The 25,936-nt window shown below is 59.8% G+C and carries 26 protein-coding genes; 13 read left to right on the forward strand and 13 right to left on the reverse strand.

What is annotated here, in order from left to right; genetic code table 11:
* Window positions 1–246 precede the first annotated feature (246 nt).
* Complete coding sequence (gene olsB, locus JOE39_RS14215; RefSeq protein WP_003424385.1) at window positions 247–1,002, forward strand: L-ornithine N(alpha)-acyltransferase; 756 nt, start codon at window positions 247–249, stop codon at window positions 1,000–1,002.
* A complete protein-coding gene (locus JOE39_RS14220; RefSeq protein ID WP_210078618.1) occupies window positions 1,002–1,796 on the forward strand; it encodes a lysophospholipid acyltransferase family protein in 795 nt (264 codons plus the stop codon). The genes olsB and JOE39_RS14220 overlap by 1 nt, the downstream gene beginning before the upstream one ends.
* On the opposite strand, the gene JOE39_RS14225 is transcribed toward JOE39_RS14220, so the two are convergent.
* Entirely contained in the window at window positions 1,754–2,353 is a 600-nt protein-coding gene (locus JOE39_RS14225) for an ACP phosphodiesterase (protein WP_003313486.1), read from the reverse strand. The two genes, JOE39_RS14220 and JOE39_RS14225, sit on opposite strands and share 43 nt — an antisense overlap.
* A gap of 164 nt (window positions 2,354–2,517) precedes the next feature.
* On the opposite strand from JOE39_RS14225, the gene JOE39_RS14230 reads away from it, so the two are divergent.
* Genes JOE39_RS14230 through JOE39_RS14240 form a run of 3 tightly spaced genes read left to right on the forward strand, consistent with a single transcriptional unit; the run spans window position 2,518 to window position 5,098 of the window.
* A complete protein-coding gene (locus JOE39_RS14230) occupies window positions 2,518–2,832 on the forward strand; it encodes a helix-turn-helix transcriptional regulator (RefSeq protein ID WP_003313487.1) in 315 nt (104 codons plus the stop codon).
* A gap of 28 nt (window positions 2,833–2,860) precedes the next feature.
* The gene (locus JOE39_RS14235; protein WP_032662762.1) at window positions 2,861–4,027 is read left to right on the forward strand and encodes an MFS transporter; all 1,167 of its coding nucleotides are present in this window, start codon (window positions 2,861–2,863) and stop codon (window positions 4,025–4,027) included.
* Between the two features lie 21 nt (window positions 4,028–4,048).
* The gene (locus tag JOE39_RS14240) at window positions 4,049–5,098 is read left to right on the forward strand and encodes an alkene reductase (protein ID WP_032662760.1); all 1,050 of its coding nucleotides are present in this window, start codon (window positions 4,049–4,051) and stop codon (window positions 5,096–5,098) included.
* Between the two features lie 126 nt (window positions 5,099–5,224).
* On the opposite strand, the gene JOE39_RS14245 is transcribed toward JOE39_RS14240, so the two are convergent.
* The 3 genes from JOE39_RS14245 to JOE39_RS14255 all read right to left on the reverse strand — a co-directional run bounded on the left by JOE39_RS14245 (window position 5,225) and on the right by JOE39_RS14255 (window position 8,126).
* Window positions 5,225–6,076 carry a hypothetical protein gene (locus JOE39_RS14245; RefSeq protein ID WP_003345326.1) on the reverse strand — a complete coding sequence of 284 codons (852 nt, stop codon included), beginning with the start codon at window positions 6,074–6,076 and terminating at the stop codon, window positions 5,225–5,227.
* Between the two features lie 84 nt (window positions 6,077–6,160).
* Entirely contained in the window at window positions 6,161–7,153 is a 993-nt protein-coding gene (locus JOE39_RS14250) for an NAD(P)-dependent oxidoreductase (protein ID WP_003313494.1), read from the reverse strand.
* A 73-nt stretch (window positions 7,154–7,226) separates the two neighbouring features.
* Window positions 7,227–8,126 (reverse strand): LysR family transcriptional regulator ArgP, encoded by a 900-nt coding sequence (locus JOE39_RS14255; protein WP_003395283.1) that lies wholly within the window; start codon window positions 8,124–8,126, stop codon window positions 7,227–7,229.
* Between the two features lie 94 nt (window positions 8,127–8,220).
* Between JOE39_RS14255 and JOE39_RS14260 the strand changes: the two genes are divergently transcribed.
* The 4 genes from JOE39_RS14260 (at window position 8,221) to JOE39_RS14275 (ending at window position 13,592) form a co-directional block, all read left to right on the forward strand.
* On the forward strand, window positions 8,221–8,823 hold the full coding sequence (locus tag JOE39_RS14260) for a LysE/ArgO family amino acid transporter (protein ID WP_003313496.1): 603 nt from the start codon (window positions 8,221–8,223) through the stop codon (window positions 8,821–8,823).
* Window positions 8,824–9,015: 192 nt separating this feature from the next.
* Window positions 9,016–9,597, forward strand: a complete 582-nt coding sequence (gene sodB, locus JOE39_RS14265) for a superoxide dismutase [Fe] (RefSeq protein ID WP_003313497.1) — start codon at window positions 9,016–9,018, stop codon at window positions 9,595–9,597.
* Window positions 9,598–10,001: 404 nt separating this feature from the next.
* The gene (locus JOE39_RS14270) at window positions 10,002–12,053 is read left to right on the forward strand and encodes a GGDEF domain-containing phosphodiesterase (protein ID WP_024693116.1); all 2,052 of its coding nucleotides are present in this window, start codon (window positions 10,002–10,004) and stop codon (window positions 12,051–12,053) included.
* A 180-nt stretch (window positions 12,054–12,233) separates the two neighbouring features.
* Entirely contained in the window at window positions 12,234–13,592 is a 1,359-nt protein-coding gene (locus tag JOE39_RS14275; protein WP_210078617.1) for an imelysin family protein, read from the forward strand.
* 130 nt (window positions 13,593–13,722) lie between these two features.
* Here JOE39_RS14275 and JOE39_RS14280 read toward each other — a convergent pair whose 3' ends face one another.
* Window positions 13,723–14,352 carry a pyridoxamine 5'-phosphate oxidase family protein gene (locus JOE39_RS14280; RefSeq protein ID WP_198699197.1) on the reverse strand — a complete coding sequence of 210 codons (630 nt, stop codon included), beginning with the start codon at window positions 14,350–14,352 and terminating at the stop codon, window positions 13,723–13,725.
* Between the two features lie 226 nt (window positions 14,353–14,578).
* Here JOE39_RS14280 and JOE39_RS14285 point away from each other — a divergent pair, with 226 nt between their 5' ends.
* The 3 genes from JOE39_RS14285 to JOE39_RS14295 all read left to right on the forward strand — a co-directional run bounded on the left by JOE39_RS14285 (window position 14,579) and on the right by JOE39_RS14295 (window position 18,255).
* On the forward strand, window positions 14,579–16,006 hold the full coding sequence (locus JOE39_RS14285) for a di-heme oxidoredictase family protein (protein ID WP_210078616.1): 1,428 nt from the start codon (window positions 14,579–14,581) through the stop codon (window positions 16,004–16,006).
* A 61-nt stretch (window positions 16,007–16,067) separates the two neighbouring features.
* Window positions 16,068–17,132: an imelysin family protein gene (locus tag JOE39_RS14290; protein WP_003413318.1), complete on the forward strand. Its 1,065-nt coding sequence runs from the start codon at window positions 16,068–16,070 to the stop codon at window positions 17,130–17,132.
* A gap of 16 nt (window positions 17,133–17,148) precedes the next feature.
* On the forward strand, window positions 17,149–18,255 hold the full coding sequence (locus JOE39_RS14295) for a DUF1513 domain-containing protein (RefSeq protein ID WP_210078615.1): 1,107 nt from the start codon (window positions 17,149–17,151) through the stop codon (window positions 18,253–18,255).
* 18 nt (window positions 18,256–18,273) lie between these two features.
* Here JOE39_RS14295 and JOE39_RS14300 read toward each other — a convergent pair whose 3' ends face one another.
* The 5 genes from JOE39_RS14300 to colR form a co-directional block, all read right to left on the reverse strand.
* Entirely contained in the window at window positions 18,274–18,501 is a 228-nt protein-coding gene (locus tag JOE39_RS14300) for a hypothetical protein (RefSeq protein ID WP_017278167.1), read from the reverse strand.
* Window positions 18,498–19,220 (reverse strand): lipopolysaccharide kinase InaA family protein, encoded by a 723-nt coding sequence (locus JOE39_RS14305; protein WP_016568884.1) that lies wholly within the window; start codon window positions 19,218–19,220, stop codon window positions 18,498–18,500. Before JOE39_RS14305 ends, JOE39_RS14300 begins: the two co-directional genes overlap by 4 nt.
* A gap of 4 nt (window positions 19,221–19,224) precedes the next feature.
* Entirely contained in the window at window positions 19,225–19,905 is a 681-nt protein-coding gene (locus JOE39_RS14310) for a class I SAM-dependent methyltransferase (RefSeq protein WP_003313508.1), read from the reverse strand.
* Between the two features lie 200 nt (window positions 19,906–20,105).
* The gene (locus JOE39_RS14315; protein WP_024649479.1) at window positions 20,106–21,395 is read right to left on the reverse strand and encodes a HAMP domain-containing sensor histidine kinase; all 1,290 of its coding nucleotides are present in this window, start codon (window positions 21,393–21,395) and stop codon (window positions 20,106–20,108) included.
* On the reverse strand, window positions 21,385–22,068 hold the full coding sequence (colR, locus tag JOE39_RS14320; protein ID WP_002555020.1) for a two-component system response regulator ColR: 684 nt from the start codon (window positions 22,066–22,068) through the stop codon (window positions 21,385–21,387). Before colR ends, JOE39_RS14315 begins: the two co-directional genes overlap by 11 nt.
* A 177-nt stretch (window positions 22,069–22,245) precedes the next feature.
* Here colR and JOE39_RS14325 point away from each other — a divergent pair, with 177 nt between their 5' ends.
* Entirely contained in the window at window positions 22,246–22,986 is a 741-nt protein-coding gene (locus tag JOE39_RS14325) for a phosphatase PAP2 family protein (protein WP_032662752.1), read from the forward strand.
* An 82-nt stretch (window positions 22,987–23,068) separates the two neighbouring features.
* On the opposite strand, the gene groL is transcribed toward JOE39_RS14325, so the two are convergent.
* The 3 genes from groL to JOE39_RS14340 all read right to left on the reverse strand — a co-directional run bounded on the left by groL (window position 23,069) and on the right by JOE39_RS14340 (window position 25,806).
* Window positions 23,069–24,712, reverse strand: coding sequence for a chaperonin GroEL (groL, locus tag JOE39_RS14330; protein ID WP_003413326.1), 1,644 nt, complete (start codon window positions 24,710–24,712; stop codon window positions 23,069–23,071).
* A 49-nt stretch (window positions 24,713–24,761) separates the two neighbouring features.
* Entirely contained in the window at window positions 24,762–25,055 is a 294-nt protein-coding gene (locus JOE39_RS14335; protein WP_003304675.1) for a co-chaperone GroES, read from the reverse strand.
* 256 nt (window positions 25,056–25,311) lie between these two features.
* A complete protein-coding gene (locus tag JOE39_RS14340; protein WP_003363969.1) occupies window positions 25,312–25,806 on the reverse strand; it encodes an FxsA family protein in 495 nt (164 codons plus the stop codon).
* Window positions 25,807–25,936 lie beyond the last annotated feature (130 nt).

The raw sequence follows: 25,936 nt of genomic DNA on the forward strand, positions 1-25,936 counted from the left end.
CAGCGTTTCATGACAGTCAGCCATTACCTCGGGAGCAGACGCAGAGCGTCACAAATCTGCGCCGCCCTGCAACCCTCAAGACCGGACACAGGGGAAATGGCCCCAGCATCCCCCGTCACACAACCATCACCAAAGCTTCACAGGCATGACACGCCATCTCCCTAGCCTGCAAGTACGGCAAAGCGCCTGGACAAATCAGTCAACCAGCCCTCTCTGCATCTGCAAGGCTGGCTCATGGAGATTCGTATGACCCAGATCGCCCGCATTCGTGACAACACTTCTGAACGTCGTCTTCAGGCCGAGCGCCTGATTGGAGCGCGCGCCTTGCAGGAAGCACAGGCGTTGCGTTTCAGTGTGTTCAGCGAAGAGTTCAACGCCCGTCTCAACGGCGCTGAACAAGGCCTGGACATCGACGATTACGATGTTCACTGCTCGCACATCGGGGTACGCGACCTGAACACCGGGCGTCTGGTTGCCACGACCCGGCTGCTCGACCATAAGGCCGCCAACACGCTGGGGCGCTTCTACAGCGAAGAAGAGTTCAGTCTGCACGGGCTGGTCAATCTGCAAGGGCCTATCCTCGAACTGGGCCGCACCTGCGTCGATCCAACCTATCGCAACGGCGGCACCATCGCGGTGTTGTGGAGCGAACTGGCCGAGGTGCTCAACGAAGGCGGTTACAGCTACCTGATGGGCTGCGCGAGCATCCCGATGCAGGACGGCGGTATTCAGGCCCATGCGATCATGCAACGCCTGCGCGAACGCTACCTGTGCAACGAGCACCTGCGCGCCGAGCCAAAGAACCCGCTGCCGACCCTCGACATCCCGAGCAATGTGATCTGCGAGATGCCACCGCTGCTCAAGGCCTACATGCGTCTGGGGGCCAAGATCTGCGGCGAACCGTGCTGGGACGAAGACTTCCAGGTGGCCGACGTGTTCATCCTGCTCAAGCGCGACGACCTGTGCCCGCGCTACGCCCGCCACTTCAAGGCGGCCGTGTGATGAGCCGGTTACGCGGCTACGCCCGCGTAGTCCGGGTGCTACTGGTCGTAGCGCTCGGATTGACGATTGCCAGCGCGTTCTCGATCCTGGAACGCACCAAGGTCGGAGGTTCGATGGAGCGCAGGCAGCGCTGGAGCCGCTGGTTCATGGCACGCCTGACCAACGCCCTGCCATTTCGCGTCACCGTGACAGGTCAACTGCCAACCCAGCCCATGCTGTGGGTCAGCAACCATGTGTCATGGACCGACATCGCCCTGCTCGGCATGCTCGCACCGCTGTCGTTTCTGTCGAAAGCCGAAGTACGGACCTGGCCGGTAGCGGGCTGGCTGGCGCTAAAGGCCGGTACGCTGTTCATTCGTCGCGGATCGGGCGACAGCCGTTTGATCCAGAAGCAGATGTGCAACCACCTGCAACAAGGCAACGCACTGCTGATCTTCCCCGAAGGCACCACCACGGACGGCAAAAGCCTGCGCACCTTTCACGGTCGCCTGCTGTCCAGCGCCATCGACGCTGGCGTGCCAATCCAGCCGGTGGCCATTGGTTACTCACGTGACGGCAAACCGGACCCCATAGCCCCGTTCATTGGCGACGATGACTTGCTATCGCATCTGCGCCGGCTGTTCGCCAACGAGCAGAGCGATGTGCATATCCACCTGCTGACACCAATCCCGACCGCTGACCAGGAACGTGCCGCACTGGCCTTCAAGGCCCAACAGGCCGTTCAGGTGGCGTTGTTTGGCGAGCCGCCGGCTCAGCCGAGCGAAGTGGTTTCGCGTCCGGCCAGAGCGGCCTGAGCGAAATCTTCGAGTAGCGGATAGAACTCGGCGAAATCCGCACTCAAGGGCTGGTACAGCGCCTGCAGTTCCTGCATGCCGCCGGCCAGCCCTTCGGGTTTTGACAAGCGTCGGGATATGCCGCTCAACACCTGCTCCAGCACCTCGAAATCCCGATACGACCCCAGCCAGTCCTGCGCGGCCATGCGCGGTGCGATCAGCGCCAGCCGCTCGGGCAATTGCGGCTCGGCAGCCAGCGTGCCATAGACTTTGCGGGTGAATGCGTCCAACGGCAGGTCGGCATAACGATGCCAGTCGCGCGCCAGGCAATGATCGAAGAAGACATCGAGCATGATGCCCGCATAACGCCGTCTCTGGAGCGGAAAGCGGGCAATGGAAGCCTTGATCAGCGGATGACTGTCAGTGAAGGCGTCGATGCTACGGTGCAGACGAATCGCCGCTTCGAGTTCCGCAGGAAAACGTCCCGGCAGCGGACCTTTGACGAAGTCGCCATACAGGCTGCCAAGCAATTGAGCGGGCCGGTGCCCGCCAAGATGAAGATGTGCCAAGTAGTTCATGGCTGCAAGCCTAGGCCGCTTTCGGGCCCACTGTCCATATATCGTTATAACCCGATATAGCGATTTCACTGATCCTAAGCACATAATCATATTTGTATATCGCGAAATACAGATATAAGGTTCGCTCTATCGCGATATAACGCTACACCGCCTGTGAGAACGACATGCCTATCGACCTCGACGACATAATAAAAGCCCTGGCCCACCCGGTCCGCCGAGAAATCCTGACCTGGCTGAAGAACCCCCGCGCAAGCTTTCCCGCCCAGGAATACTCGATCGAACACGGCGTGTGCGCCGGACAGATCGATCAGCGTGCGGGATTGTCACAATCCACTGTCTCGGCCCATCTGGCGACCTTGCAACGCGCTGGTCTGATCAGCAGCAAGAAGGTCGGCCAATGGCATTTCTTCAGACGCAACGAAGAAGTCATACAGGCATTCGTTCAGGCGCTGGTTGAAGAACTGAACAACCCGACCTGATTTTCCAACGTTTACCAGGAGCTGCCCCGTGCCTCTTTCGCTACTCATTCTGGCCCTGAGCGCCTTCGCCATCGGCACCACCGAATTCGTCATCATGGGCCTGCTGCCCGATGTAGCAGCCGACCTTGGCGTATCGATCCCCGGCGCAGGCTGGCTGGTGACCGGCTACGCGCTGGGTGTCGCCGTTGGTGCGCCGTTCATGGCCATGGCCACGGCAAAACTGCCGCGCAAGGCCGCGCTGGTCACGCTGATGGGGATTTTCATCATCGGCAACCTGCTCTGTGCGCTGGCCAGTGACTACAACGTCCTGATGTTCGCCCGCGTGGTGACTGCACTGTGTCACGGTGCGTTCTTCGGCATCGGCTCGGTGGTTGCCGCAGGTCTGGTGCCCGCCAACCGTCGTGCCTCGGCGGTGGCCTTGATGTTCACCGGCCTGACCCTGGCCAACGTACTGGGCGTGCCGCTGGGTACTGCACTGGGTCAATACGCAGGCTGGCGCTCGACGTTCTGGGCCGTCACGGTCATCGGCGTGATTGCGCTGATCGGCCTGATCCGCTTCCTGCCGACCAACCGCAATGAAGAAAAGCTCGACATGCGCGCTGAACTGGGCGCTCTGCGAGGGGCCGGCATCTGGCTGTCGCTGACCATGACTGCGCTGTTCTCGGCGTCCATGTTTACCCTGTTCACTTACATTGCTCCGCTGCTGGGCGAAGTCACCGGTGTACCGCCCAACGGCGTGACCTGGACCCTGCTGCTGATCGGCCTGGGCCTGACCGCCGGCAACGTGATCGGCGGCAAGATGGCCGACCGCCGCCTGTCGTCCACGCTGATTGGCGTATTCGTCTCGATGGCGGTGATCTCCACCGTACTCAGCTGGACCAGCACCGCGCTGATCCCGACTGAAATCACCCTGTTCCTCTGGGCAGTCGCAGCCTTCGCTGCCGTCCCGGCCCTGCAGATCAACGTGGTGACGTTCGGCAAAGCCGCACCGAACCTGGTTTCAACCCTGAACATCGGCGCCTTCAACGTCGGCAACGCGCTGGGCGCCTGGGTCGGTGGCAGCGTCATCGCCCACGGTCTGGGGCTGACCAGCGTACCGCTGGCCGCCGCCATCCTGGCCGTACTGGCGCTGCTGATTACCCTGATTACCTTTCGTCAGACCGGCAACCCCGATCTGGCCCCTGCTACGCATTGATCAATTACGAGGATTAGACACATGACGACTATCTTTGACCCGATCACCCTGGGCGATCTGCAACTGCCCAACCGCATCATCATGGCTCCACTGACGCGCTGCCGTGCCGATGAAGGCCGTGTGCCGAACGCGATGATGGCCGAGTATTACGTTCAGCGCGCCTCGGCCGGCCTGATCCTGACCGAAGCCACTTCCGTCACCCCAATGGGCGTGGGCTACCCCGACACCCCGGGCATCTGGTCCAACGACCAGGTGCGTGGCTGGAGCAACATCACCAAGGCGGTGCATAACGCCGGTGGCCGCATCGCCCTGCAGTTGTGGCACGTAGGGCGCATTTCCCACCCTTCGTACCTGAACGGCGAAACCCCGGTCGCACCTAGCGCCATTGCCGCCGAAGGCCACGTCAGCCTGATGCGTCCGATCACTCCACTGCCAACCCCGCGCGCGCTGGAACTGGCGGAAATCGGTGACATCGTCGAGGCCTATCGCATCGGTGCGGAAAACGCCAAGGCTGCGGGCTTCGACGGCGTGGAAGTGCATGGCGCCAACGGCTATCTGCTTGAACAGTTCCTGCTGACCGGTAGCAACCAGCGCACCGACGAGTACGGCGGTTCGGTGGAAAATCGTGCGCGTCTGCTCCTCGAAGTGACCGACGCAGTCATCGATGTCTGGGGCGCTGGCCGTGTAGGTGTTCACCTCTCGCCTCGCTTCGACATGCACGACATGAGCGATGCAAATCGTACTGAAACCTTCAGCTACGTGGCCAAAGAGCTCGGCAAGCGCGGTATCGCGTTCATCTGTGCCCGTGAGCATGATGCTGAAGACAGCCTCGGCCCACAGCTGAAGAAGGATTTCGGCGGCGTCTATATCGCCAATGAAAAATTCACCAAGGACACGGCCAACGCCTGGCTGGCAGAAGGCAAGGCCGACGCCATTGCCTTTGGCGTGCCGTACATCGCCAACCCCGACCTGCCTGAGCGTCTGGCCAGCGATGCGCCTCTGAATGAAGCCCATCCGGAGACGTTCTACGCCAAAGGGCCAGTCGGCTATATCGACTACCCACGGATGTAAGCCGCTGTCGTGAAAGCAGAAACCCCGATTCGCAGGAATCGGGGTTTCTTTGTATCTGCACCTGAATTTTCTGGCCTGCGCTCCTTGGTCGACCTGCCGCACTGACGGCGGCAGATGCTGCCAGGGTCAACGGCGTGCGTTGAGCTGTTGCGACAGGTTCTGAATCTGGCTGGTCAGGGTATTGATGTTACGAGTCACCTGAGCACGAAACGCATCGAACTCGGCCGTATTGGCTTGCGCTGAAGGAGCCGGGCGGTTTTCCTGTTCGCTTTTCAGCACCATCAGGTCCTGTTCCAGGCGCTCTACAGCGGCAGACGGGTTGCCCTGCTTTTTCAACGTGGCGACATCGGCTGCCACGCTTTTGATCTGCGCATCCAGCTTGCCCTGATCGGCCTGAGCGGTCTTCAGGTCAGGCAACGCAGCCTTCAGAGTGGTCAGTTCAGCGACGACGCTTTTGAGCTGCTCCTGCAACTGCGCGTTTTCACTCTGCTGCTGGGCGGTTTGCGCGGCCATCTGCTCCAGACGCTTGTCGAGACTGCCCTGCTGGCCTTCGACACCTTCACGCTGTTTGTCCTGATCTTCCAGTTGCGCTTCGAGCAACTTGATACGCTGCTTGAGCGCCTCGCCATCACTGGAAAGCGCTTCGGTCGCGACGACCTTGCCGGAAATATCCTGCAAGCGCCCGGCTGCTTCTTCGCTGATGCGCGCAAAGCTTTCCTGAGTCGCTACCAACTGCTGTTCCATCAGGGAAACCTGCTGAAAGCTCCACCAGCCCAGACCGCAGAAGGCGATGAACAACGCACCGACCAACGCCCACAAAGGCCCGGTGCTCGGCGCCTTGACCTTGACTACAGGCGTGGTGCGCGAATAGACGGTGGTGCGCTCGCGTGCGCCATTGCTCGGCGCGAAGTCGTCGTCATCGTCCTTGGCGCTCAGGCTGGGAACGTCATCGACGTCGTCGTAGGGATCGTTGCGCATGAATAACCCTTCAGGAAGCTGTTAAATCAAAGTTGGGCAGTATAACAACAGCGCAGAATCAATCTCACTGTGCTACTGCCGCATTCAGATGGCGTGCTGTGCCTGCCACCAGCCACAGAATTCATCCAGCGCCGCCCACAGACTGACCTGGGGCTGATAATCCAGATAATGCCTGGCGCGGCTGATATCAAGCGTAAAATCCGTGTTCATGACCTGCATGCCCACTCTCGACAGGGTAGGTTCAGGTCTGCCCGGCCACAGCATACAGGCAGCCTCATTGATCGCCGCGGCGCTGTAGGCCAGCCCGTACGAACGATAACGGGTAGCCTGCGGCAAGTGCATCTGGCGCATCACGTAATTGATCGCGTCCCACAGCGGGACCGGCGTTCCATTGCTGATGTTGTAGGCCTTGCCCAATGCCGAACCCGTTGCCAGCAAGCTGCTCAGCAGGGCTTCGTTAAGGTTCTGCATGCTGGTGAAGTCCACCACGTTCAAGCCATTGCCGACGATCGACAGGCGCCTCTTGCGCTGCATGTGCAGCAAACGCGGGAAAATGCTGTTATCGCCCGCGCCGGTGACAAAGCGTGGCCGCAGGGCAATGACTTCCAGCCCGAATTCTTCGGCACCAAAGACTTTTTGCTCGGCCAGGTATTTTGTGGCCGCGTAGTGATTGTGAAAGCGTTTGGGCACCTGCTCTTCCTTGATCCCGCGGTGCGAGTGCCCATCAAAGTAGATCGACGGCGAGGAAAGATGAACCAGCCGTCGCACCCTTTGTTTCAGGCAGCCCTCGACGATGTTTTCCGTAAGCTGCACGTTGCCCTGCATGAAATCCTGGCGACGTCCCCACGTACCGACCGAGCCTGCGCAATGCACGACCGCTTCCACGTCATCGCACAATGCGCGCACCAGATAGGGATCGGCGAGGTCGCCCTGGATAAACTCGGCACCGCGCCTGACCAGGTGCTCGACACCTTCGGCACGACGGCCATTGATCCGCACGCTCATGCCCTGCTCAAGGGCAAAACGCGCAAAGCGTCCGCCGATGAAGCCGCTCGCGCCGGTGACCAGAATCTTCATTTACCGCTCCATTAACGCGTCTGCAGGAAAGGAAAACCCTGCCTGCATGGATTACACATGATCCTGTTGACGATCAGTCTTCGCTCAGCGGCACCAGCCAGTGAGCCGAATGTTGCGCAAGATGTTCGGTGAGGCGCGTCAGAAGCTGCCCACCATTGCGCCAATGATGCCAGTAGAGCGGCACATCGATGCAACGGTCCGGCAGCAATTCGAGCAGCGTGCCGTTGCGCAACTGGTCGCGCACCTGCAACTCGGGCGCCAGCCCCCAGCCCATCCCCGCCTCGATCATACGGATGAAACCCTCGGAGGACGGACACAAATGATGCTCGAAGCCGTCCTGAACACCCAGCAGTGCCAGATAACGATGCTGCAGAAGATCGTCCGGCCCGTATACCAGAGCTGCGGATCTGACGAGCGCTTCAGGGCTGACGCCGTCCGGAAAGTGGCGGGCGATGAACGCCGGACTGGCCAGCGCCCGGTAGCGCATGGCCCCCAGTAACTGGCTGCGGGCCCCGGCCACCGGACGCTCGCTGCCACACAGGCAGGCCGCTACCTCACCGGCGCGCATGCGCTTAAGGCCTACGTCCTGATCTTCGACAACCAGATCCAGCAGCAAACGGTGTTGCGTACAAAACGCGCCAATGGCTGGCGCCCACCAGGTTGCCAGACTGTCGGCATTCAAGGCGATGCGCAAACGCTCGGGCATGCCCTCCTCGTCCAATGCTGGCACCTGACTTTGCAGGTCGCGCTCCAGCAAACGGACCTGCTGCACGTGATTGAGCAGCCGCCGGCCAATGTCGGTAGGGCTCGGCGGCGTGGCGCGCACCAGCACCGGCAGGCCAATGCGTGCCTCCAGCAATTTGATGCGTTGCGAGACCGCTGACTGGGAAAGTCCGAGCACCTGAGCGGCACGCTCGAAGCCGGCTTGCTCGATCACGGCCGCCAGCGCCGACAGCAATTTATAGTCGAACATCAGTTTTCCTAATGAGCGATGAAGATTATTGGTTTTCCTTATATCTCTCCACCCATAAGAATGACCATCTGAATCTGCTCAACGGAACATCCTTATGTGGCAAAGCTACCTCAATGGGCTGCTGATCGCGGCAGGCCTGATCATGGCTATCGGAACTCAAAACGCTTTTGTGCTGGCTCAGGGCCTGCGTCGTGAACATCATGTGGCCGTGGCGATGCTGTGCATCGTCTGCGACGCCATCCTGGTAGCGGCAGGTGTATTCGGCCTGGCCAATGTACTGGCACAGAATCCGACCCTGCTGGCGGTGGCGCGCTGGGGCGGCGTGATATTTCTCAGCTGGTACGGCCTGCAGGCATTGCGCCGCGCCTGCTCGCGGCAAAGCCTGGAGCATAGTGCAGCGGTCGGCAGAAAATCGCTGCGCACCGTGTTGCTCAGCGCACTGGCCGTCACCTTGCTGAACCCGCACGTCTATCTGGACACCGTGTTGCTGATTGGCTCGCTGGGCGCGCAACAGGGCGTACCTGGCGCGTATGTCGCCGGCGCAGCCAGCGCCTCGCTGCTGTGGTTCTCGAGCCTGGCCCTGGGCGCGGCATGGCTGGCTCCCTGGCTGGCGCGCCCTGCCACCTGGCGCATGCTGGACCTGATGATCGCGGTGATGATGTTCAGCGTGGCCTTCCAGTTAATCCGCTCAGCCTGACGGATTTCATGACCGCAGAGTCAAACGCGTGGGAACCTCTATCCCACACAGTTGTTGCGTGGTTAAGGCGCAGACCCGGTGCTATGATCCGGGGTCTGCGCCGCAAAAGAGTAAAACTCCCGGTGCATGCTGTATCTGGCCGCCCGTGATCGGCCGTGCGACTACCGCAATTGACCTGAAAGGAGATAAACCATGGCTTTTGAATTGCCGCCACTGCCCTACGCCAAAGACGCTCTGGTGCCGCACATTTCTGCGGAGACTCTGGAATATCACCACGACAAGCATCACAACACCTACGTCGTGAACCTGAACAACCTGGTGCCTGGCACCGAGTTCGAAGGCAAGACCCTGGAAGAGATCATCAAGACCTCCTCGGGCGGTATCTTTAACAACGCCGCTCAGGTCTGGAACCACACGTTCTACTGGAACTGCCTGGCCCCTAACGCTGGCGGCGAGCCTACCGGCGCTCTGGCCGAAGCCATCAACAAGGCATTCGGTTCCTTCGACAAGTTCAAGGAAGAGTTCAGCAAGACTTCCATCGGCACTTTCGGCTCCGGCTGGGGCTGGCTGGTGAAGAAGGCTGACGGTTCCCTGGCATTGGCCAGCACTATCGGTGCCGGCAACCCGCTGACCAGCGGCGACACCCCGCTGCTGACCTGCGATGTGTGGGAACACGCCTACTACATCGACTACCGCAATTTGCGTCCGAAGTACGTAGAAGCGTTCTGGAACCTGGTCAACTGGGACTTCGTGGCCAAGCAATTCGCAGCCTGAGTCCAGCGTCATCGAAAAAACCCGGCCTCGCGCCGGGTTTTTTATGTTTTGCAGCCTGTACAGGCCGCTCACCAGACGCCTGTTTTACCGACGGCGTCGAACACCGGCCTGCCCGTCAGGCGAATCGCAAATCTTTTTTCGCCTGCCGCTCGTACTTTGTGTATTGTCAGAAAACGCTAGCTGACTCGTACCCCAACGTAATTCTCTATGAAGTAATTCTTTACAGTGTTCTGCTCTAGTTACCTACATGGCCACCCGACACATTGAGGTGGCTTTGGCCAGCAGGTGCAAGGAACGCGAAGATCAGCAAGGCGCACCGGTTGTGACAAGGTCACAGCGTGCGGGTCTGGTTTTTCGAGGGTCATGAGGCGATATGCCCTGCGACACGAACTAAGGAACGGCCATTGAAGCTGGAACTCAAGAACAGCCTGTCGGTAAAGTTGCTGCGCGTTGTGCTGCTTTCGGCGCTTCTGGTAGGCATCCTGCTCAGCTGTGCGCAAATCGTCTTCGACGCCTACAAGACACGTCAGGCCGTGGCGAGCGATGCCGAGCGAATTCTCGGCATGTTTCGCGATCCTTCGACGCAGGCCGTCTACAGCCTGGACCGCGAGATGGGCATGCAGGTCATCGAGGGCCTGTTCCAGGATGATTCGGTACGCATGGCGTCCATAGGGCACCCCAACGAAAGCCTGCTCGCCGAGAAAAACCGGCCACTGAAAACCTCCTCTACCCGCTGGCTGACAGACATCATCCTCGGCCAGGAGCGCAGCTTCACCACTCAACTGGTAGGCCGCAACCCCTACAGCGAGTATTACGGCGACCTGCGCATCACGCTGGACACCGCCAATTACGGCGAAAGCTTTCTGGTCAATGCCGGAATCATCTTTATCGCGGGCGTGCTGCGTGCGCTGGCAATGGGGCTGGTGTTGTATCTGGTCTATCACTGGCTGCTGACCAGACCGCTGTCAAAGATCATCGAACACCTGATCGCGATCAATCCCGACCGCCCCAGCGAACACCAGTTGCCGCTGCTCAAAGGCCACGAGAAAAACGAACTGGGAATCTGGGTCAACACCGCTAACCAGTTGCTGGCTTCCATTGAGCGCCACACTTACCTGCGCCATGAGGCCGAGAACAACCTGCAGCGCATGGCGCAGTACGACTTTCTCACCGGCCTGCCCAATCGACTTCAATTGCAGACCGGACTGGACAGGATTCTGGAAGACGCGGGACGCCAGCAACACAGAGTGGCGGTTCTTTGTGTAGGTCTGGATGACTTCAAGGGCATCAACGAACAGTTCAGCTATCAGTCCGGTGACCAATTGCTGCTCGCCCTCGCTGATCGCTTGCGCGCGCACAGCGTAAGACTCGGCGCCCTTGCGCGCTTGGGCGGCGACCAGTTCGCGCTGGTCCAGTCCAACATCGAGCAGCCTTACGAGGCGGCTGAGCTGGCGCAAAATATCCTGGATGAGCTGGAAGCACCGTTCATCGTCGGTGATCAGCAGATTCGACTGCGGGCAACCATCGGCATCACGCTGTTCCCGGAAGACGGTGACAACACCGAGAAGCTGTTGCAAAAAGCCGAGCAGACCATGACGCTGGCCAAAGCCCGCTCACGTAACCGGTATCAGTTCTACATCGCCAGCGTGGACAGCGAAATGCGTCGCCGCCGCGAACTCGAAAAAGACCTGCGCGAAGCCCTGCCACTCAATCAGTTGTACTTGGTCTATCAACCACAGATCAGCTACCGCGATCACCGTATCGTCGGTGTGGAAGCACTGATCCGCTGGCAGCATCCGGAGCATGGCCTGGTGCCGCCGGACGTTTTCATCCCGCTGGCCGAACAGAACGGCACCATCATCGCCATAGGGGAATGGGTGCTGGATCAGGCCTGCCGCCAACTGCGCGAATGGCTCGATCAAGGCTTCACCGATTTGCGCATGGCCGTCAATCTGTCGACCGTGCAACTGCATCACGCCGAACTCCCCCGCGTGGTCAACAACCTGCTGCAGATCTACCGCTTGCCACCGCGCAGCCTGGAACTGGAAGTGACCGAAACCGGGCTTATGGAAGATATCAACACCGCCGCCCAGCACTTGCTGAGCTTGCGCCGTTCCGGCGCCTTGATTGCCATCGATGACTTTGGCACCGGCTATTCATCCCTGAGCTACCTGAAAAGCCTGCCGCTGGACAAGATCAAGATTGACCGCAGCTTCGTGCAGGACCTGATCGATGACGACGATGACGCCACCATCGTGCGAGCCATTATCCAGTTGGGCAAAAGCCTGGGCATGCAAGTCATTGCCGAAGGCGTGGAGACCGTTGAGCAGGAGGCCTATGTGATGACCGAGGGCTGTCACGAAGGCCAGGGCTATCTGTACAGCAAGCCGCTGCCGGGTCGGGAGTTGCTGGCTTACCTCAAGCAGTCGCGTCAGGACCACGCCGCCAGCCTGTGAGCCGGCTTGCACGCTTCCGGCCATTCAGGTCATCTTGAAACCGACTGTTACAACCTGCCGGATGCCTGAACACGCCCACACAGGCGTTTTGCCTTTACATCGAATGCAAATCTTTCGCATTATGTCGCAGATTTTATGGGCGCACCCCCGCCATCACCTTTATCGACGCAGGATTCCGTCATGATTCGTATGCCTCTGGCAACCGCTAGTCTGTTGGCCATCGCTATCTCTCTCGCCGGTTGTGGCGAAGGCAAGGACAAGGCTGCCGCCCCGGCGCCCGCGCCAGCCGCTGCTCCGGCGACGCCAGCTGTGACGCCTGCGGCCCCTGCTCCGGCAGCCGCTGCCCAGACTGACGATGCGGCGGCCAAGGCTGTGGTCGCGAACTACGCCAACATGGTGTCCGCCGTGTTCGACGATGCCGAGGCCGGAGCGAAAAAACTCAGCACTGCCGTCGACGCATTTCTGGCCAAACCCAACGATGAAAACCTGAAAGCCGCCCGTGAGGCGTGGATCGCTGCGCGTGTGCCTTACATGCAGAGCGAAGTCTTCCGCTTCGGCAACACCATCATCGACGACTGGGAAGGACAGGTTAACGCCTGGCCCCTGGACGAAGGCCTGATCGACTATGTGGCCAAGGATTACCAGCACGCGCTGGGCAACCCGGGCGCCACTGCCAACATCATCGCCAACACCGAAATTCAGGTCGGCGAAGACAAGGTCGACGTGAAGGAGATCACCTCCGAAAAACTCGCCAGCCTGAACGAGCTGGGCGGTTCCGAGGCCAACGTCGCCACCGGCTACCACGCCATCGAATTTCTGCTCTGGGGCCAGGACCTGAACGGTACCGGCCCTGGCGCCGGCGCACGTCCGGCCAGCGATTACCTGCAAGGGGCTGGCGCAACCGGCGGCCACAATGACCGTCGCCGCGCCTACCTCAAGGCCGTCACCGACCTGCTGGTCAGCGACCTTGAAGAAATGTCCGGTAACTGGAAGGCCGGCGTGCCCGACAACTACCGCGCCACGCTGGAAGAAGAGTCCGGCGAAAGCGGTCTGCGCAAAATGCTCTTCGGCATGGGCAGCCTGTCGCTGGGTGAACTGGCGGGCGAGCGCATGAAAGTCGCACTGGAAGCCAACTCCAGCGAAGACGAACACGACTGCTTCAGCGACAACACGCACAACTCGCACTTCTACAACGGCAAAGGCATTCGCAATGTCTACCTGGGCGAGTACACCCGTACTGACGGCAGCAAAGTCAGCGGGCCGAGCCTTTCGTCTCTGGTCGCCAAGGCAGACCCGGCCACGGACGCCACCTTGCGCGCTGATCTGGACGACACTCAGGCCAAGTTGCAGGTCATCGTCGATCATGCGAACAAGGGCGAGCATTTCGACCAGTTGATCGCTGCCGGCAACACAGCTGGCAATCAGGTGGTGCGTGACGCCATCGCCGCGCTGGTCAAACAGACAGGCGCTATCGAGCAGGCGGCTGGCAAGCTGGGCATCACCGACCTGAACCCGGACAACGCCGATCACGAGTTCTGATCAACCGCGTTTGTTGCAGTAACGATCAATGCCGGTCAGTTCGCTGACCGGCATTTTTTGTGTCTGATCGACAGGCATCGTTTGCAACTGCCGTGCGCGTTGACCTGCAACATGGGCAGACTCCCGAGCATCAGTACAACGTATCCGCAATACGTCCCGGCAACGCCTTGTCGTAGGCTTCGCCGTCGATCTGCTCCGCCGAAACCGCTTTGAGGATCTGCCCGGCAGTGGGTAGCGCACTGCGTTCGATGTGCTTCGCCGGGTCCCACAAACCGGACCTGATGGTCGCCCTGCTGCACTGGAAATACACGCTGGTCACTGAAATACGCAGGACAGACCTGGGCAACTGGCCCTTCACTGCGAAGCGCGACAGCAACTCGGGCTCAACCGATATCTGTGCGGTTCCGTTGACGCGCAGGGTTTCACCCACGCCGGGTATAAGGAACAGCAGCGCGACGCGCGGATCGTTGACGATGTTGCGCAGCGTATCGATGCGGTTGTTGCCGCGTCGGTCCGGCAGGTAAAGCGTCTTGCTGTCCTCGATATGCACCAGGCCCGCCTGATCTCCACGTGGAGAAGCATCGAGCCCGTCAGGACCGGCAGAGGCAAGCACGGCGAACGGTGCCTGCTCGATGAAAGGCCGGTAGACCTCGTGGATGTGGTCAACTTCCTTGAGGAGCGAAGGAGGTGCGATCGGACCATAGATCGCTTCCAGTGCCTGGAGGGTGGTCACGAACGCGCTGTTGTCCGGGTTATTCATTGGATAATCTCTGCTGGCCGTTGGTGTATGCATGCTGCCAGCGTCATGTGACTGATCGTGTGAAGCAGCCTGCGCAGCATAGGCAAAAACATCAGGACCCGACCAGCCTCAAAGATTCGTAACATCACATTGCATGAGACGTCGCAAACGATAATCCCTCTTATTCAAACCGCACCAGGCTGATAAGCTTGCACGCCCCGATTTTTCGCCCCGTTGCAGGATGTCTATGAGTACGCGGCTCCGTCTATCGTTTGCCTTGTTCACGACCCTGGTCCTGAGCGCGTGCGATGACGCCCCGCGTTTCACGCATGCCGAGCCGGGAGAAGCCTTGTCGGGTGGCAGCGCCACCGTCAGGAAGAGCGACCAGAACGCCTTCTCGATGCCCTCGGCCAACCTGGCACCCGTGCGGCGGCTGGATTTCAGCGTCGGCAACAGCTTTTTCCGCAGCCCGTGGGTGATTGCGCCGTCGACTACCACGGCTCGCGATGGGCTGGGGCCGTTGTTCAACACCAATGCCTGCCAGAACTGCCACATCAAGGACGGTCGCGGTCACCCGCCGGAGGCTGGCGACAGCAATGCCGTATCCATGCTGGTCAGGCTGTCGATTCCCGATGACCCGGCCTATGCCGACCTCATAAAGCGCAACGGCGTGCTGCCCGAACCGGTCTACGGCGGGCAATTGCAGGACATGTCGAACCCCGGCGTTGCGCCCGAGGGCAAGGTGCGGGTCGAGTACGATGCGCTGACGGTCGAGTTTCGCGATGGCACGTCAGTCGAGCTGCGCCAGCCGACCCTCAGAATCACCCAGTTGGGCTATGGCCCCATGCACCCCGATACTCACATCTCGGCTCGCGTGGCACCGCCGATGATCGGCCTGGGCTTGCTCGAGGCGATTGCCGATGATGCCATCCTTGCCAATGCCGACCCCGATGACAAGAACGCCGATGGCATCTCGGGACGTCCCAACTGGGTGTGGGACGATGCTCAGCAGAAAGTGGTGATGGGCAGGTTTGGCTGGAAAGCCGGACAGCCAAACCTCAACCAGCAGAACGTGCACGCGTTTTCCGGCGACATGGGGCTGACCACCAGCCTGCGCCCTTTCGATGACTGCACGCCGGCCCAGACCGATTGCCTGGCTGCACCCAATGGCAATGGCCCGGAGGGCGAACCGGAAGTCAGCGACAACATCCTGCGCCTGGTGGAGTTCTACACCCGCAACCTGGGTGTTCCGGCGCGTCGCAAGGTCGACGACCCTCAAGTGCTGGCAGGCAAGAACCTGTTTTTCCAGGCGGGCTGCCAGCAATGTCACACACCCGCTTTCAAAACCCGTAGCGACGCCGCCGAACCCGAGCTGGCCAATCAGGAGATTCGCCCGTACAGCGACTTGCTGCTGCACGACATGGGCGAAGGGCTGGCCGATAACCGTACCGAGTTCCAGGCCACCGGTAGTGAGTGGCGCACCCCACCCTTGTGGGGGCTTGGCCTGACCGGCACGGTAAGCGGACACACCCAACTGTTGCACGACGGTCGCGCGCGTAATGCGCTTGAGGCGATACTGTGGCACGGCGGCGAAGCCCAGGCGGCGCAGCGCCAGGTTCTGGCTTTTGACGCACAGCAACGTGAAGCGCTGCTGGCCTTCCTGAATTCGTTATGATTGCGCCCTTTGCAGAATCTTCCTGTTCACACATCTTCCTTTCAGAAATAAGGAGCCGGACATGTTCCGACCCAAGTTGTTGCTGACCAGCCTTGCGGCGCTTGCCTTGGGTGCCTGCTCGCCATCCGACCCTCAGGCGGTAACGTCCGCAGCGATTGCCAAACAGGTCATCCTGCCGACCTACAGCCGTTGGGTAGAGGCTGATCGTCAGTTGGCAGCCAGCGCCTTGGCGTTCTGCCAGGGCAAGACTGATCTGGCCACCGCCCGCGCCGACTTTCTGAAAGCACAGAAGACCTGGGCCGAGTTGCAACCGCTGTTGATCGGCCCTCTGGCCGAAGGCAATCGCGCCTGGCAAATACAGTTCTGGCCAGACAAGAAGAATCTGGTGGGCCGTCAGGTCGAGCAACTGGTGACTGCACAGCCGCAGATCACCGCCCAGGAACTGTCCAAGGCCAGTGTCGTGGTGCAGGGTTTGTCCGCCTACGAATACATCCTCTTCGACGCTGACATCGACATGGCCAATGCCGAGCAAAAAGCACGCTATTGCCCGCTACTGATGGCCATCGGTGAACGCCAGAAGCTGCTTGCCGAAGAAATCCTCAACAGCTGGAACAGCACCGACGGCATGCTCGCGCAACTGAGCAAGTTCCCCAATCAGCGCTACGCCGATTCTCATGAAGCGATTGCCGAACTGCTGCGGGTTCAGGTCACCGCCCTCGACAGCCTGAAGAAGAAGCTCGGCACGCCACTGGGTCGTCAGAGCAAGGGGCAGCCACAGCCGTTCCAGGCAGATGCCTGGCGCAGCAAGTCGTCGCTCAGCAGCCTGGAAGCCAGCCTGATCAGCGCCGAGACGGTGTGGACCGGTGTCGACAACAAGGGCTTGCGCAGCCTGCTGCCCGCCGAGCAGAAACCGCTGGCCGACAAAATCGATGCCGCCTACGCTAACAGCCGCAAATTGCTGTCGGAACTCAAGCCGCCGCTGGCCGACCTGCTGGCCACGGATGCAGGACGCCAGCAACTCAATGCGTTTTACGACAGCCTGAATGCCGTACACCGCCTGCACGAAGGCGAGCTGGCCAAGGCCCTCGGCATTCAATTGGGTTTCAACGCCAACGACGGCGATTGATCAAGAGGTAGAGGTGATGTTGCGACGTCAGGCCATGGCGCTCGGCAGTCTTCTGCGCAGCGCCTGCACGCTGGGTGGTTGGACCCTGTTCAAGCAAAAGAACACACGCCCCTTGTTGCTTTCCGCTCGCGACGATGGCGACGGCAAGCACTATGCGGTGGGTTTCAAGCTCGACGGAACGCAGGTATTCGCGACCCGGGTGGGCCAGCGCTGCCACGACATCATCAATCATCCTGAGCTGCCACTCGCGGTGTTCATCGCCCGTCGTCCTGGCACGGAAAGCTACCTGATCGACCTGCGCGATGGATGTTTGCTGCAAACCATCGTTTCGCAGCCCGACCGCCACTTCTACGGCCATGCCGTGATTCATCGCGACGGCGAATGGCTGTATACGACGGAAAACGATACCCGCGATCCAGGCCGCGGTTTATTGGGCGTCTACCGCTTCATCGACGAGCGACTAGTGCACTCGGCCGAGATCCCGACGCATGGCATCGGCCCGCATCAGGTCTCCTGGATGCCGGACGGTGAAACGCTGGTGGTCGCCAATGGTGGCATTCGCACCGAAGCGGAAAGCCGGGTAGAGATGAACCTCGATGCCATGCAACCCAGCCTGGTCATCATGCAGCGTGACGGTACCTTGCTCAGCAAGGAAGCGCTTTCCCAGCAGATGAACAGCGTGCGCCACATGGGCATCGCCAGCGATGGCACCATCGTCGCGGGTCAACAGTTCATGGGCGACAGCCACGAGTTGGCCGAACTGCTGGCAATCAAGCGTCCAGGCCAGCCATTCCAGGCGTTTCCGGTGGCAGAAGAGCAATTGCGCGCGATGGCCCACTACACCGCCAGCGTCGCAGTGCACAGTGAACTGCGGCTGGTGGCTCTGACGGCACCCCGCGGCAACCGCTTCTTTATCTGGGATCTGGACAGTGGCGCATTGAAACTGGATGCGCCGTTGCCGGACTGTGCGGGAGTGGGGGCTGTCGCCGACGGCTTTGTCGTGACCTCAGGCCAGGGACGCTGCCGCTTCTATGACTGTCGCAAGGCGCAACTGCTGGCCCAGCCGTTGGACCTGCCAGCCGGGTTGTGGGACAACCATCTTCATCTGGCTCAGGTGGGTTAGGTAAGAGAGCCCAAGGCTTCAGTTTTTGATCCCGGTACCCTGCGCCAGGCTATACATGAACAGCAACAGGTCGTGGTCCGGCTGCACGTTCACAAGATTCTTCGCCACGCGTGGCAGTGGGCAGTAGCCCTCGCCATGCTGCGTGATGAGTATGCGGGTAGACGGTTGTTCAAGCGCCGCCACGGCGACGGTGGCAACTGCCAGTGCACCGAAGATAAACAAACCTCTTGCCATTTCTAGCTTCATGACTCTAAACCTTTGATAGAGCTGCCAAACGCTGCCTGGTAAAAGTAGATCAACTTCTGCCAGTCTGCAGCGCTGAATGACGAATGGCGTCGTAGCTGTTTCATATCGTGCTGGGCTGCGCCTTGAGCGGTAAGGCGACGACGGCCCTTCTCGAGATCGAGCAAGGCGACCTCGACGTTGGCGTCCGCCCCTTCCCCCGTCACTCGCACGAAAATGTGCTTGATGTACAGACAGCTGTGCTGCCAGCGGCCCAGGTGCATGCGGGCCAGAGTGGCTGCCACTTCCTTGAGCACACGCTCATAGAACAGCTCGCCGTGACGCTCGCGCCCTCCGGCAGCCTGCCACTTTTCAATTTCCTCGAAGCCTTCCAGCGCTACGGTGACCAGCAATGCCCGCCAGGCGTTGTCCTCACCCCGCTCGGCACCACAAAACACCACTTCGGGGACGACGACGCCAAGCTTGCGTAGACCTTCAAGCGCCTCGCGCTCGCGCAGTACGGTGGGTCGGCCCAGCGGGTGCAGCAGGCTGCGGTAGATGTGACCTGTCTGGCGTTTGGCATAGAGGGTCTGCCCGTTGTCCATGATCAACCGCTGCACACCACTCTCTCCGCCGCGACGCACATTGGGTTCTTCAACCCATTCGCCACGCTGGCTCCAGAACTGATCAAACTCATTCTGGATCGGGTTCACAACTGGTTCTTTCACGGACTGCAAACCCATCTTTTTACCTTTTACGTAGGACATAGACTCGCCACATGGCGTACATGGGCAGGAAATCCATTCGGTTCTGAATGCGAAATCCTGCCTGCTCAAATTCGGTTTCTGCGGTAACAACGGGTAACACAAAACGATTCTGGTAACTTTCCCGCCCGTTTTTTTGCTGGCGCTTGTTCTCGAGGCGCGCACGCTTCCATGCTTTGAAATTGCCATCCACCCAGAGGGAGACGATCACGCTGTCACGGGTTACGCGTTGAAACTCGCGCAATAGAGCCATCCGGTCGCTGGACTGACCGACGTGGTGCAACAAGCGCATGCAGAAGATGCTGTCTACTGCGTTATCAGGCAGGTCGATGGCAAAGGCAGATGTCTGCAAAGGTTGTACCCTTTTTACAACGTCTGCCGGCTGCGAGGCACAGGCGGTACTGAGCATGTCTGCGGAGTTATCGGCACCGATGATCGAGCGGTTCGGCTTCTCGGCCAATAGCGGCCAGAAGCGTCCAGCACCACAAGGCAGGTCCAGCACCAGGCCCGGGTCCCCGGCCATGTGCAGCGCCTTTCTCGCCAGCTGTTCATCGCGGTGATGCGACAGCTTGCGCCAGATACCGTCCTGATGCTTTTCGAGGTACTGGCGGGCGTGTGTCTTGTCGTACTTTCGGGAAAACTCGAGTTCGATGCGATCGCTCATGAGAGCAGCTCCTGATGTTGATGGGCGCCAAACTAAAGGCACGGCCGTCACCGTCAGGTCATCTGAATGTGAAAAAAATGTTACCTTTTAACGTCAGGTGTTTCGAGATTTTACAGAGAGTTAGAGGCCGTGTGTGGCCAATCGACGAAGTGCAATCGATTGGCCGCTACACAATAAGGCCGGTCTACTCGAGAGAAAGGTCAGGGTTTGATCACGTGGAGCGTCACCTTGAACCGGCAACCATGGGGTTCCATTGGGGTGAGATCCACGCTCCATCCCTGATTGGTACAAATGCGCTGCACCAGCGACAGCCCGAGGCCCAGCCCCTCTCCGCGCTGCTCGTTGCCACGTACGAAAGGCTCGAACATCGCCTCGCGTTTTTCCTCGGGAATGCCCACTCCACTGTCTTCCACGGTGAAGCTTTCTGCGTGCAGGGTCAGCGCGATGAATCCGTGATCGGTGTAGTGCAGCGCATTGCGCAGCAAGTTGCCCATCACGGCATGCAGGAAGGTCGCGTTGTAACGAATATCGGACAGCTGGTCATCGGCAGGTGGCGTATAGCTCAACTGCAGCCCCTTGCTCTCTATCGGGTCACGCCACTGGGAAATCAATTGCTCGGCCACCCCGACCAGCGTGGCCTTGGGCGTCATGGCCGGGTCTTCGCGCTGGGTGCGAGCGAGCATCAGGAAGGTTTGCACCAGATCGCGCATTTCTTCGCAGGCACGGCCGATACGCTCGACCTGACGGCGGCCGCGCAAATCGAGCGCAGGGTTTTCCAGCAGCAGCTCACAAGAGCTGGCCAGCACCATCAACGGCGTACGCAGTTCATGGCTCACGTCGCTGGTGAACATGCGCTCACGAATCAACGCCTGCCGCAAGCGACCCAATGTTGCGTCGAAGGCCACCGCCAACTCGCCGACTTCGTCAGCGGCATAGTCGGGCGCCAGTGGCGGTGCCAGTCCAAGCAACTGGTCACGGTGACGAACCTGCCGGGCCAGACGTACTACAGGCGCCATGACCCGGCGCGCCAGCACCCAGCCCAGAAACACCGCCAGCGCCAAGGCCAGAACGAAACCGACCAGCACGACGGCGAACAGCACCCGCTCACGCTCTTCAAAATCGCTCTGATCCTGCAACAGGGCGTAATGCCGGCCATCCACCACCTCGATCATGGCGTGGTAGGACAACGGCCCACGGAACACCTCATGGAAACCTGGCTCAAGGTGACGAATATCCTTGGGCAGGTCGAAGTCGCCCGGACCATTGGTGAAATAGAACAACTGGTCGGGCTTGGGCCGGTGGCTCCAGTCGCTGACACTGTCCATCAGCATCAGACGGTTGAGGTCACCACCGAGGCCGGCGGAAATCAGCTTTTCTTCGACCAGGTGGACGGTGGAGATGATTCCGATGGCGAACGACCCGGCCACCAGTGCACTCATCAATGCGAAGGCAATGATGATCCGTTGCGCAAGACTCTGTTTAAACTCCATCCCGGCCCTCGGCCAAGCGATAGCCCACGCCATGCACGGTCTGCAACAGCGGTTTGCCAAACGGTTTGTCGATCACCTGACGCAACTGGTGCACATGGCTGCGCAGGCTGTCGCTGTCCGGGCAGTCATCGCCCCACAGCGCTTCTTCGAGAATCTCGCGACGCAGCACGTGCGGGCTTTTCTGCATCAGCACGGCGAGCAGCTTGAGGCCGACCGGGTTGAGCTTGAGCATGCGCCCCTCACGCGTGACCTCGAGGGTGTCGAGGTCATAGACCAGATCGGCCACCTGCAAGGTTCGCCGCCCGCCACCTTGAGCACGACGCAATACCGCTTCGATCCGCGCGGCCAGTTCAGACAGGGCAAACGGCTTGAGCAGGTAGTCGTCAGCACCGGAGCGGAAGCCCTGCAGACGGTCGTCCAGCTGATCGCGGGCGGTGAGCATGATGACCGGCGTGTCGCGCCGGGCATCTTCGCGCAGGCGCTTGCACAAGGTGTAGCCGTCGATACCGGGCAGCATGATGTCGAGAACGATCAGGTCGTAGTGCTCGGTGGCTGCCAGATGCAGTCCTGAGAGGCCATCCTGGGCGCAATCGACGGTATAGCCTTTCATGCCCAGGTAATCGGCCATGTTCGCCAGGATGTCGCGGTTGTCTTCAACCAGAAGAATTCGCATAAAACACTCTCATATGCAGTTTGGGCTGGCGCAGCTTAAGACGAAGTGGTCGTGAGGGCCAGCGCCGAAATGGCATGACGTTTTTTTCACCTATGATTCATAAGGCTCATGACACACTTTGAGACGAACCGTCGCACACAATAATCGCGGCATGCCCTTCAAAGATCTGGATTCGATATGTCGAAAACCGTCGCCCCACCCTACTCCCGTTCGATCAACCCGTGGATTTACCTGGGTATTCCTGTCGCCGTGGCACTGATCCTCATGCTGCTTGAACTGACGTCACTGGACATGGACATCGCCAAACTGGCCTTCGATCCCGTCAGCGGGCAGTTCATCGGCAGGCACAGTTATTTTCTCGAAGACGTTCTCCACGACCGCGCCAAACAACTGGTCATGGTATTCGGCGCGGTGGCCATGATCGGCTTTGCGGCGTCCTTCAAAGTACAGCGCCTGATCCCATGGCGCAGGGAGCTGGGTTGCCTGGTGCTGTCCATGGCGCTATCAACCGCCTTCGTTACCCCGGTGAAAGTGGTGACGTCAGTGCAGTGCCCCTGGAGCCTGAAAGAATTCGGTGGGCAGGAAACCTACAGCGAACTGTTGAGCCCACGCCCTGCGACCGATAAACCGGGACGCTGCTGGCCGGGCGGGCATGCGGCGACCGGCTTTACCCTGTTCGCGCTGTTCTTCGCTTTTCGCGACCGTCGTCCACGGATGGCGAAAATGGGCCTGGCTCTGGCGTTCGGCCTTGGAACGGTGTTCTCTGTCGGGCGGATGCTGCAAGGTGCGCACTTCTTTTCCCATAACATCTGGACCGCAGTGTTCTGCTGGCTGATCTGTCTGGGGGTTTATTACTTCGTGCTTTACCGCCCCGAACCCAAGGGGCTCGAGAACAGCAAGGTACAACCGACGCAGTGATTGATCCGGCACACAAAGACCATAAAAAAACCCCGCACAAGGCGGGGTTTTTTATGGGTGTAACGCTGGGGGTAAAGCTGGCTTACATCATGCCGCCCATACCACCCATGCCGCCCATGTCCGGCATGCCGCCGCCTGCTGGCTTGTCGTCAGGCACGTCAGCGATCATCGCTTCGGTGGTGATCATCAAGCTGGCGATGGAGGACGCCGCCTGCAGAGCAGAGCGAGTCACTTTGGCCGGGTCAAGGATACCCATTTCGATCATGTCGCCGTACTCGCCGGAAGCAGCGTTGTAACCGTAGTTACCCGAACCCTGCTTGACCTTGTCGACAACAACGCTTGGCTCGTCACCGGAGTTGGCAACGATCTGGCGCAGAGGCGCTTCGACTGCACGACGCAGCAGAGCGATACCGACGTCCTGATCAGCGTTGTCGCCTTTCAGACCTTCGATAGCCTGCAGGGAGCGAACCAGTGCCACGCCACCGCCAGGTACCACGCCTTCTTCAACGGCTGCGCGGGTTGCGTGCAGGGCGTCTTCAACGCGGGCTTTCTTCTCTTTCATCTCGACTTCGGAACCGGCACCGACCTTGATCACTGCAACGCCGCCAGACAGCTTGGCCAGACGCTCTTGCAGTTTTTCCTTGTCGTAGTCCGAGCTGGTGTCGCCGATTTGCTGACGGATCTGGGAGATACGCGAGTCGATATCGGTTTTCACGCCAGCACCATCGATGATGGTGGTGTTTTCTTTGTTCAGGATGACGCGCTTGGCATTACCCAGGTGTTCCAGAGTAGTGGTTTCCAGGCTCAGGCCGATCTCTTCGGAGATAACGGTACCGCCAGTCAGAACAGCGATGTCCTGCAGCATGGCCTTGCGACGATCGCCGAAACCTGGAGCCTTGACGGCTGCAACTTTCACGATACCGCGCATGTTGTTGACCACCAGAGTCGCCAGCGCTTCGCCTTCAACGTCTTCGGCAACGATCAGCAGAGGACGGCCAGCCTTGGCGACTGCTTCCAGAACCGGCAGCATTTCGCGAATGTTGGAGATCTTCTTGTCGACCAGCAACAGCAGCGGGCTGTCCAGCTCGGCAACCATGGTGTCCGGCTTGTTGATGAAGTACGGGGACAGGTAACCACGGTCAAACTGCATGCCTTCTACAACAGACAGCTCGTTTTCCAGGCCCGAACCTTCTTCAACGGTGATAACACCGTCTTTGGTCACTTTTTCCATGGCTTCGGCAATGATGTCGCCGATGGAGTGATCAGAGTTGGCCGAGATGGTGCCGACCTGGGCGATTGCCTTGGTGTCGGTGCATGGCTTGGACAGCTTCTTCAGCTCGGCAACAATGGCGATGGTCGCCTTGTCGATGCCGCGCTTGAGGTCCATCGGGTTCATGCCGGCAGCGACAGCCTTCAGGCCTTCGTTGACGATGGCCTGAGCCAGAACGGTAGCGGTAGTGGTACCGTCGCCTGCATCATCGTTAGCACGGGAAGCAACGTCTTTGACCAGCTGCGCGCCCATGTTTTCGAAACGGTCTTTAAGCTCGATTTCCTTGGCAACCGAAACACCGTCTTTGGTGATCAGCGGAGCGCCAAAGCTTTTCTCGATGATAACGTTGCGGCCTTTAGGGCCCAGGGTCGCTTTAACTGCGTCAGCCAGGACGTTTACACCGGCGAGCATTTTTTTGCGGCCAGAATCGCCGAATTTAACTTCTTTAGCAGCCATGATCATTATTCCTTGAATACTTAGTAGTAACGGAAGTCAGCGGGAGCACTCAGCCTTCGACGACAGCAAGAATCTCGTTCTCGCTCATCACCAGCAGGTCTTCGCCGTCTACTTTCACTGTGTTGCTGCCGGAATAAGGGCCGAACACAACCTTGTCACCCACTTTCACAGCCAGCGCACGTACTTCGCCGTTGTCCAGCACGCGGCCGGTACCCACAGCAACGATCTCGCCGCGGTTAGGCTTTTCAGCAGCCGAACCTGGCAGAACGATACCGCCGGCAGTTTTCGTTTCTTCTTCACTGCGACGGATGACGACGCGGTCATGCAGAGGACGAAGCTTCATTGTCGATCTCCTGATTATGTTTGTTTGATCGTCCGGTGAGTGCACCGGCCGGTTTAAATCCGGACTTGCCGGTTACGGTTCGACGCGCGAACCGCAGAATACGGTCTGGCCTTCAGGCCAGAAACCTTGCGGTGACCCATACATAAGGGCGAGCAAAGTGATTACAAGTCTTGGGTTGAATTTTTTTACACCCGAACCGGCTGGTCAAAACGAACGCGGCACCCTGAGGTGCCGCGCTGCCGGGGGGTGTGGAAGATTACTTGTCGCGATGCTCGAACTCGCCTTCGATGACGTCGGGCTCGCGGGTAGGCTGGTGAATCGCCGTCGGGCGATGACTCGACGCGCCCTGATTGGCAGGTGTCTGCAAATCATCGGCGAAGGCTCGCTGACGCATGGCCTGATCCTGGGCGCGCTGGCGGACCTTGTTGATCAGCAGACGACGGGTGATCGGCAGCAGGCAGATCACACCCAGAATGTCGCTGATGAAACCGGGCAACAGCAGCAGACCGCCGCCCACGGCAACCATCAGGCCTTCGAGCATTTCCTGGGCAGGCAACTCGCCACGCGCCAGGCTTTCGCGTGCACGCAGCGCCGTCGCGAAACCGGCTACGCGCATCACGAACAAGCCGAGCATCGACGTCGCGACGACCAGCAGAAAGGTCCAGAGAAAGCCGATGGACATCCCGACACGAACCAGCAGAAACAGCTCAAGTACCGGGAATAATAGAAACAGCAGCAAAAAAACACGCATCAAATGAGTTCCTCAAGGGAAGAATGCCTTCCGAGTAGACCGTATGTGATGTCATAAGGTCGTTAATTCAAGCTCCCTGCATCTGGCTTACCGCTAAATTATGCGCACAAGTGAGCTGAACCAGGCCTTC

This window comes from Pseudomonas sp. PvP100, assembly GCF_017833055.1.
Lineage (GTDB): Bacteria > Pseudomonadota > Gammaproteobacteria > Pseudomonadales > Pseudomonadaceae > Aquipseudomonas > Aquipseudomonas syringae.